Here is a 6,681-nt window from a genome sequence, read left to right as displayed (position 1 = left end):
CGAGAACCATCCGCACCGCGCGCTCGCGGACTTCAGGGGAAAATTTGTTCGTGGTCTTGCTCATGGTGCTCCATCCTACTCAGGAGTTGGAGCCTCCGGCAAACCCGGGGCGGTTCACAAGCTCCACCTTGGGATCGATGAAGAAACGTTGGAGTTCCGGGCCGTCGAAGTCACCGGGAGCCACATCGGTGATGTGCCCATCCTACCCCGCCTTCTCGACCAAATCCCGCAGGACCAGGAAATCGGTAGCGTTACGGCTGATGGCGCCTACGACACGCGCAAATGCCACGATGCGATTGCAGATCGCGGTGCCCATGCCGTCATCCCGCCCCGCAAGAACGCGAAGCCCCGGAAGACGATCACCGCCGGAGCCGTGGCGCGAAATGAGGCCCTGCGCGCGGCGAAATACCTGGGGCGCGCGCTCTGGCGACGATGGAGTGGATACCACCGCCGAAGCCGCGTCGAGACAAAGATGCATTGTATCAAGTTGCTGGGCCAGCGGCTCATGGCACGGGACTTCGACCGACAGGTCACCGAACTCCAGGTCCGCATCGCCGTCCTGAACGGTTACACCGCGCTCGGAATACCCGTCACGGAAGCTGTGGGATAAGTCCGTCCGGGGAAAGGGGAACCACGGCCTTAAGCCGATTTGTGCAACAGAGCCGCGTTGCTTCCCAGCGCGGTTTGTCCCATTTCCTCCCCCGTGCGATGGTAGCCTAGCCGCTCAGCACCTAGCGGGGGCCGGTTCGCTCTTCTGCCCATTCCGTCAAGTTCTGCTGGTAACTCAGTTCTCGCTTCGGCCAGTGGGTCTTGATCCATGCAAGAAGCTCCTGGAATTCCTCGTCTGGGTATTTCGCGCCAACTTGGGGCCCAGTGTGCCCCACCCCCGGCCACGCCTTGCGCATCATCGTGCGCAGGAGCATGTCATCCGAGTGAAGAGACGCGTGCCCGGTCCCGTTCAGGGGTGGCGCAGCCGAGCGACTGTCGAACATTGCTTGCCGCCAGCCGCTTTGCCCCTCGAGGGCGCGGCCATGGCAAGAGGCGCATTGATCAAGGTAAAGCGCTGCTGCCCGCGTGGTGTCTCGCGTCGCCTCCCAGGCGAACCCGATCGCTGCGCCCATCAAAGCAAGGAAAAGCAGCGCGAGAATGACAAAGTTGTCTGTCTTCATAAAGCTATTTGTGGTTCGTGCCCGAGGTCCGAAGAGTTCGACGCCGCGCTGCCGCCGCGCGTTCCAGCGCTTTCACCTGCTGGAGCATTGTCGTCAATTCATCCACATGTGCGTCCAGCGGCTCTATGCAATGCACCTTGGGGGTGCACAGGTAAAGCTTGCCGACGTCCGCCAAGGCCGACGCAAGGCCTCCCAAGATCAGTCGCGAAATGAAGGTACGCGCCAAGGTCATGATCAGCGTTCAGCATGGTCTACATGCCTCCAAGTTGCAGCGCCCCTTCAGCATACCCTCGTGGCGATATTGTGGCTTGCGAGACCTCGACCTTCTCGACCCGGTGGAGGATTTGATCGGAGACCTCTCAGTCCTTAAATGATGGCCTTTGCGAAATCCGCGTATGGACATCGGCCCCCTCGCGCGCCTAACGTCAAACGCCGAGACACACCCTGTCAAAGCTCTTGGAAGCAGGCTCCCCGTTTGCTTCTGAACTGGCCCGGCCAACTGCCGGGCCTCTTTCTTCGGGCCTTTAGGCACCTGATCGAAAAGGCCCTTTCGCATCCGGATGACCTCTTGGACGGACGTCGGTGCCTACGGAGATCCGCATCCTGACGCGGACTTAAAATGGATCGATCTCGGAAACCCGCTGCACGGTCGCCAAGAGGGCCGCGATCTCACGCCCGGGAGGGTCATTGTCCAGAGCCTCCTCAAGCACGATGCTGAAGCAGCACAGCATGAACGCCGCTGTTGCCAGCTGCCGGACCACCGAGAGGCCGAAGAAATATCTCGATGCGGTCTCGGCGCCCTTTCCAAGCAAGCGCCGCAAAGGCGCGTCGCTCGCGCGCGAGCGGATGACATCTTGCCGTCGGCGCCCCGCGAGGTCTGCGGCCGAAACGTCCTCGACGAGATGGAGCTGCTCGCTGAGGGCCGTGTTTCGTTTCCAGCCGGTCGTGATCTGTCGGCAGTGGTGGAACGTGAAGTCTTTGCTGTCAAACATCCAATTGAACGGGAAGCCCTCAAGCGTGTGCGGTCGCCACTGTGCGTGACCGACCGGGCCGCCAGGCCGAACACACCATTTGTGCGGGCAGGATGTTTCCGCCGGTTTGCGGAAGATGTGATCTGCATGGCGCACTAGGGCTGCACCCCCAACATCGGCGGCGTACCGCCATGTCCCGCTGAAGCGGGTGTAGCCAAACGGTGACCGCGCCGCGGCATCGAAAACTGTCTCGGCACCCCGCGACAAGACCAGCTCGTCGATATCGCAAAACAGCACCGCACGGGCTTCCTGCAGGTAACGCAGCCGCACGGCATTCAGCGCGCAGGTTTGCAGGTAGAGCTCGCTGTTGCTGTAGGGCTTGAGACCTCTCGGACCAAAGGGCAACTCGGTGCTCAGCACGAGCGCATCGAGCCCAGCACGCTCCAGCACGCCTTGGATCTCGCTCACCGCGTAAGTCGTGGAGCCATTGTCGATAAAGAGGATGCTCTCAGCCCCTTGGGTACGCGCATGAAAACCCGCGAAGTCTTCGATCCAACGAAGGTCATTGTTCTTGGACATGGTGACGATCGTGTTTCTGCCGCGAAACCTCTCAGGCGTCGCGATCCGGACCGGCGTTTCGAGCCGGAATCCGTCGATGTCCAAGCTGATCCGGACGGGAGGCAAAGGGCATTTCAAGGATACCGTGCTATGGCGGTAGAACGTCCTGACGTTAGGCTTTGCCTCTTCCGCGTCTAGCGTGACTTTGCCGCGCTTGAAGAGGGTGGCGAGGTTGTTCAGGCGCGGGCAGACGAGTGTAACGAGACCGTCGTGCCAGACGGCATCGAACCAGAGCGTGGTTGCGTCAAAAGCGTTCTCATACCCTTCACGGCGGAATTTGAGGTCCACTCGAGACGCACGCCGATGAGGCGTTTCCTCCAGTCGGCATGTTGAAAAATCTGACCCCACGTCCAAGACCCCCTCCTCTGACATCGCAAAGCTTGCAGTGGCGGGAAGATAGGGTTTCAATGAATTTCCGCAAGCAGGAGTGCCAGCTCCGCTAACCGACACTATTCTCGGCACATATGGTCAACAGCAGCCGCCCCGCCCTCTCCCAAGGACAGCCTTTCGGGCGGCATCCAAAAAAGGCGATACGCGCTCCTTGTCTTGGCCATGCGCGCTCCCCATGTCACCGCAGGGATCGCACGCGGCGCGCCTGTACGCGCCTGTAAACGGGCACCTCAGGTGGCAGAGACTGGAAATGGACCCACGCGGCAGCAACATGGCAGACGCAGACGCCGGCACCACGCAGCTGGAAGACCCGAGCGCGCGCGCGGACACAGACGCTGATCAAGGACCGGTCGGCCTCACGCTCCGCCAAGCCGCCCTCGTCTATTTTGGTGGCCTCCTCATCGTCGTTGCAGCCCTGGTGACCTTTGGCTTCGCGACCTGAGCAACGCTGCGGGCAGCTGCCACGATTGGCATTTGCCGATGCGCCGGTTTCCTCATTGACGCACATCGCGAGACTTCCGACCTGAGGCAGCAAGCCCACGCGCCATCCTGCCGCGTTCCAATCGAATGACCTAGCGAGCAGATATCGCCGCGAACATTCGCATACAGAGCTCACGGGGGCAGAAGATGACCGCGACAAAAGATTTCGAGATCTGGGTCAACGAGGAAATCTCTCGAACCGAGCGCGTGTTGCGGGAAATTCAGAATGGATGTCCATAGGACCAAGCAGCGTCGCAGCCTTCGTCCGAAACCATCACAGGTCTCGTGGACAAAGACGCCGAGCATGTCGTGCAGCTAAAGAAGATTCGCAATCGAGTTCGGGGAGAGTAATCCGGCATTGATGCCGAGACCGTTCGTGGCACCCAACTCCTCGCGCTGTTGGTCGGGGAGGTGGCCGTAGCGGTGGCGCTACCCAGTAAAGCCAGACAACGTCGGACGCGCTCGGATGGCGGCACTCGATTGGCTACGGCGATATCCGAGCAGCCCTCCGTTCTGCCTAGATTTGTCGCGTGGTAGGGAACGACTGGCATTTCAACCTCCCGACTCACGCTCCTTCGATCGTAGCTGGTGTATCATCTTATAAACGCGTTCAACGCGAGTCATCGGAGCTGAGATGTCTAAACTCACGGCACTATTAGCGGCTTGGGTACTTATGTCTTCCACAGCGGCTGAGGTCCACGCCGAGGTTTCCGGACCGGATTGGCTGCCTCACGCACTCGACCTCCCGGAAGACACGGAAGTTGTGACCTCGCGCGAGATTGGCTCTTCGATGCGGCTGCTTCGGCTCGCGACAACCGAAGATGCGGACGAACTCCTGGGGTCTTGGCGGATCGCGTTGCTGGCGGCGGGCTACACCGTGCGTGAGCCCCAAGTAGATTTGGATGCTCTCCAGCTCTCCTTTTCCGGAAAAGGCATTAACAATGCCCAGATCGCTGTCCCGAACCGGGGCCAGAAGAACCGAACGATGATTGAAATCGATGCGACCCTGGATGACTGAGGCAAGAAAATGCCCGGCACAGAGGCCGGGCATTGGTCGCTACGGTTGGTCCCGTTGGGTGCTGTGAAGACGACACGAGGAACAGGCCCTGCGTCTTCTGCATCCTAGTGCCACGTCTGCGCGGATCACAAGGTGCTCTTCGAAAACCTTAGGCTTCACGAGTCTAACGCCTTGGATCAACTTGTCATCCCGCTGGAGAAGAGGAAGACCATGTAGGCGGCATAGGCCACCAACATCGTTGCGCCCCAAAGCCGCGAAATCCGCGTGGTCGCAAAGAGAAGTGCAAGAAGCAGAATACTGGCGCCAAGCATCACCGGTGTGTCGATTTCGCGAAACCTGGCGGTGACCTCTATGGGCTGGATCACCACGGTGACGCCCAAGATGGCAAGGATGTTAAAGATGTTCGAGCCAATCACGTTGCCAAGAACGACATCGGTGTGTTTGCGGACTGCAGCAACAATGGCAGTCGCCAACTCCGGCAAGGAGGTCCCGACTGCAACCAGGGAAAGGCCGATCACTGCGTCAGGCACGCCAAAGGAGCGCGCGATGTTGACCGAGCCTTCAACGAGAAGGTCCGCGCCATAGACGAGGGCGCCGATCCCACCCAGTGCCAGAACAGGAGGAAGCCAGGGGCGCGACAGAGGGATGTCTTCGAACTCCTCAGCCCCATGTTCAAATGTCGTGGCCTCGCGGTCGCGCCGTTCCAGCCACACGCTGGACGCCAGGTAACCGGCGAGCACCACCAGCATGGCCAGGCCTTCCACCCGGTTGATAACCTCGCCCTGCGTTAGCCCAACCACCACGAGTGCAACCAACGTCGCAATCAGGGCTTCCCTGACCGCCGTGCGTTGCCATCCGGAAATGGGCAGGATCAACGCCGCGACGCCCACGATCAAGAGAATATTGGCGATGTTCGAGCCGACGACGTTGCCAAGCGCAATCTCCGGGGCGCCGTCGAGCGCGGCATTGACCGACACCAGCAGCTCCGGCGTTGAGGTCCCGAAACCGACAATGACAAGTCCGATGAGGAGTTTCGAGATTCCGAATCTCTCGGCAAGCGCCACTGAGCCGCGGACCAGCCCTTCGCCGCCAACGAATAGAAGTACGAGGCCGGCGGCCACCAGGAGCAAGTCATGTGTCATTTGTTTTCCTTAATTAACGCCTGCTGGGGCGCTCGAAGTTTCCGTCCCGCAATTCCGGCGCAGTCTCTTCGGGAGCCAATTGGAGTGGGTATGTTGCGAGGGCCACGAGCCCGCGGGTTCTCACGACATGCGCGCGTCGATGAAGTTGGTCTTGAGGCGCGCGTCTGGGTAGTCACAAAATCCCTAGCAGAAACGCGTAGCGCTCCCGTGGGTTTAACCTTCGAAAAGGACCCCCAGGCCACCGGGGCTCCGTCTATCGTGAGCACGCTCAACGTCCCCCTCCCTCGCAGCATGAAAAGCGTCATGCGCGGCTTGCATGTGACTGGAAATAGGGAGTCGCCCCAAGCGATTGCAAGGGCGCGGCGTTGCCATCAACAAGGTGCCGGAATATCTGCACAAGATCGATACAAGGAAGCTTCAGTGCAACAGGACGAGAAACCGCGCTCCGAGGAAGAGGGGCGGCTCTTGGGACGGCCGAGCGCCTGGATCGTCTCCGTGTTGCTTTTCGTTGGATTGACAGCCATCGGCTTCACCGCGGTGTCGGCGATCTTTGGAGGGACGATCCCGAGTTTTGACAATAGGCTGGTTCAGCCACAGACCGTCGTGGCAATCCTCGGATTTCTGATCGTCTACTTCCTAGCCGACGGCCTTCGTCTCTACTTCGTCCTACGTACGATTGGGGCGAGGATCAGGGTCCATGAAATTTTCCCATTGGTTTTCATCAATATTCTGGTTTCGAATGTAACACCGCTCGCGACCGGCGGCGGCTTCGCCCAAGTCTGGTATCTTCGCCGCCACGGCGTCGCCGTTGGCGCGTCGGCCGCCGCAACTACGATCCGCACCGTCCTCGCCATGTTGTTGATCTTCACCGCCGCGCCGTTGTTTCAGTTTCT

Annotated in this window: 7 protein-coding genes; 4 read left to right on the top strand and 3 right to left on the bottom strand. The window is 60.2% G+C overall.

What is annotated here, in order from left to right; all coding sequences use genetic code 11:
- On the top strand, positions 1 to 610 hold a 610-nt coding region (locus G0Q01_RS20810), incomplete at its 5' end, for an IS5 family transposase (protein ID WP_235940300.1).
- A 121-nt stretch (positions 611 to 731) separates the two neighbouring features.
- On the opposite strand, the gene G0Q01_RS20805 is transcribed toward G0Q01_RS20810, so the two are convergent.
- Together G0Q01_RS20805 and G0Q01_RS20800 are read right to left on the bottom strand one after the other, a co-directional pair.
- Positions 732 to 1,169 carry a c-type cytochrome gene (locus G0Q01_RS20805; RefSeq protein ID WP_164213831.1) on the bottom strand — a complete coding sequence of 146 codons (438 nt, stop codon included), beginning with the start codon at positions 1,167 to 1,169 and terminating at the stop codon, positions 732 to 734.
- Between the two features lie 614 nt (positions 1,170 to 1,783).
- Positions 1,784 to 3,046: a hypothetical protein gene (locus G0Q01_RS20800; protein ID WP_164213830.1), complete on the bottom strand. Its 1,263-nt coding sequence runs from the start codon at positions 3,044 to 3,046 to the stop codon at positions 1,784 to 1,786.
- Positions 3,047 to 3,398: 352 nt separating this feature from the next.
- On the opposite strand from G0Q01_RS20800, the gene G0Q01_RS20795 reads away from it, so the two are divergent.
- Both G0Q01_RS20795 and G0Q01_RS20790 read left to right on the top strand, forming a co-directional pair.
- The gene (locus G0Q01_RS20795) at positions 3,399 to 3,590 is read left to right on the top strand and encodes a hypothetical protein (protein WP_164213829.1); all 192 of its coding nucleotides are present in this window, start codon (positions 3,399 to 3,401) and stop codon (positions 3,588 to 3,590) included.
- A 672-nt stretch (positions 3,591 to 4,262) separates the two neighbouring features.
- Positions 4,263 to 4,646: a hypothetical protein gene (locus G0Q01_RS20790; protein ID WP_164213828.1), complete on the top strand. Its 384-nt coding sequence runs from the start codon at positions 4,263 to 4,265 to the stop codon at positions 4,644 to 4,646.
- Between the two features lie 176 nt (positions 4,647 to 4,822).
- On the opposite strand, the gene G0Q01_RS20785 is transcribed toward G0Q01_RS20790, so the two are convergent.
- Positions 4,823 to 5,788, bottom strand: coding sequence for a calcium/sodium antiporter (locus G0Q01_RS20785; protein ID WP_164213827.1), 966 nt, complete (start codon positions 5,786 to 5,788; stop codon positions 4,823 to 4,825).
- 420 nt (positions 5,789 to 6,208) lie between these two features.
- On the opposite strand from G0Q01_RS20785, the gene G0Q01_RS20780 reads away from it, so the two are divergent.
- On the top strand, positions 6,209 to 6,681 hold a 473-nt coding region (locus tag G0Q01_RS20780), incomplete at its 3' end, for a lysylphosphatidylglycerol synthase domain-containing protein (RefSeq protein WP_203595111.1).

It is taken from the genome of Salipiger sp. PrR007 (genome assembly GCF_010499845.1).
GTDB lineage: Bacteria > Pseudomonadota > Alphaproteobacteria > Rhodobacterales > Rhodobacteraceae > Salipiger > Salipiger pacificus_A.
The sequence above is the reverse complement of the archived record's forward strand: the minus strand, read 5'-3'. Positions and strand labels throughout refer to the sequence as shown.

What these genes read in the sequence shown, in the direction of transcription:
- G0Q01_RS20805 (WP_164213831.1), bottom strand. Translation starts at nt 1,169, where the DNA reads ATGAAGACAGACAACTTTGTCATTCTCGCGCTGCTTTTCCTTGCTTTG.
- G0Q01_RS20795 (WP_164213829.1), top strand. Translation starts at nt 3,399, where the DNA reads ATGGACCCACGCGGCAGCAACATGGCAGACGCAGACGCCGGCACCACG.
- G0Q01_RS20790 (WP_164213828.1), top strand. Translation starts at nt 4,263, where the DNA reads ATGTCTAAACTCACGGCACTATTAGCGGCTTGGGTACTTATGTCTTCC.
- G0Q01_RS20785 (WP_164213827.1), bottom strand. Translation starts at nt 5,788, where the DNA reads ATGACACATGACTTGCTCCTGGTGGCCGCCGGCCTCGTACTTCTATTC.